At 63.8% G+C, this 1,394-nt stretch carries 1 protein-coding gene and 1 pseudogene; one reads left to right on the top strand and one right to left on the bottom strand.

Annotation, left to right across the window (positions count from 1 at the left end):
• Positions 1-587, bottom strand: a 587-nt coding sequence (locus tag WM40_RS26955; protein ID WP_046154626.1) for a DUF4158 domain-containing protein, incomplete at its 3' end; no start/stop codon positions are given.
• A gap of 151 nt (positions 588-738) precedes the next feature.
• Between WM40_RS26955 and WM40_RS26960 the strand changes: the two are divergent.
• Positions 739-1,394 (top strand): annotated as a pseudogene (locus WM40_RS26960) (phage integrase family protein); the annotation flags it as partial.

The following is a 1,394-nucleotide window of genomic DNA, read 5'->3' on the forward strand; positions in this document are numbered from 1 at the left end:
GCCCTGGTCGGCTCGTCCAGCGCGGCGGACAGTATCCCGGTCACTCGCTGGCGCTCGGCCGACAATGCCTGACTGATCACGGTCTGCAAAGTCGTATAGCCGGGCCGCTCGACCTTGTGTTCGTTGAGATAGGCGACGAGTTCAGCGACGATGAAACCGGGGGAGATGTCGCGGAGCACGACCTGCTGTGCGTGCCCGACCAGTTGTCCGAGGAAATCACTGGACCAGAGGCGGTAGTCGAATAGTTGGGTGATCAGGGCGCGCTGCGTGTAGTGCTCACGCCTGGAGACGCGCAGCGGCTCGAAGGCCTGCCCGGGAAAGTAGCGGCTGAGCACGAAGGCGAGATCGTCTGGTACCTCGTCCCAGGTGAAGCGGGAAAAGGTCTGTTTGGCCTTGAAGTAGCCGATCTGCAGCACGCACCACACCTGGTGATGCAGGCCGTTGCGGCTGCAAGCGAGCGTCAGCTGTGACTCGCTCAGGCCCAGGTAGTCCAGACGTTGCGCGTCGTCAAAATCGGGTAACCCGTACAGGGCTTCCTGTTCGGCCACCGACAGCACGGCCAGGCGCTCGCTCTTGCTTGTTGTCATTGTCAATCCATGGCGGGTAAAAACGCCATGGATAGGGGCGTAAGCACCGGGGTTTTGGAAGATTTTATGGGCGCGAGTGTCTCGCGAGACGATTCTACAAACATAATGAATGTTCTCGCACCAGTTCTGTTTAATCGATAAACCTGCTCTTGTGAAAACACATGAGTCTGTAACAGTCGACGAGGTCAACGTGGATGCATTACCCGATACCGACGCACTGGCTGCCTTGCGCGCTTGGTACGAAGGTCTGGACTCCAGGGCTGCGGTTGAGCGCTATCTGGGCGAGTGGCGTGCTGCGGGTGAATCCTCTCGCGGCCTTCTGGGCCGCCTGCGCCGCCAGGTGGCACGCTTCGCTCATAGCCGCCATCGCGCTGATCTCGCTGCACTATTTGAGCACTCAGGGGCACGCGGTCCCAGGCACGCGGCTGCCGTCGCGAATGCACTGGACACCCTGGCGGTACTGCCGGCGCCGCAGCCGCAGATCGGCGACGAGGTCGAGACCTGGCTCTCGCCCCGGGCCGCCGCCGCACTGCGAACTGCCGGGATCCGGACGCTGGCCGATCTGACCGTGCGCGTGCCGCGCAGGCGCCGTTGGTGGGCGCGCATTCCCGGCCTGGGTGTGGCCAGTGCGCGTCGGATCGAACGCGTTTTTTGCAGAGCACCCCGCGTTGACCGAGCGTGCGCATGCGCTGGTCGTGACTGTCCCGCAGCAGGACGTGACGCCGTGGGAGCGTCTCGCCGTACCGCAAGACGTGGACGGCTCGCGGGGTACGTTCCGGGCCCCGCGAGCGGCCTGCGTGCTGCGCG

The organism is Robbsia andropogonis, assembly GCF_000970345.1.
In the GTDB taxonomy this organism is placed as follows: domain Bacteria; phylum Pseudomonadota; class Gammaproteobacteria; order Burkholderiales; family Burkholderiaceae; genus Robbsia; species Robbsia andropogonis.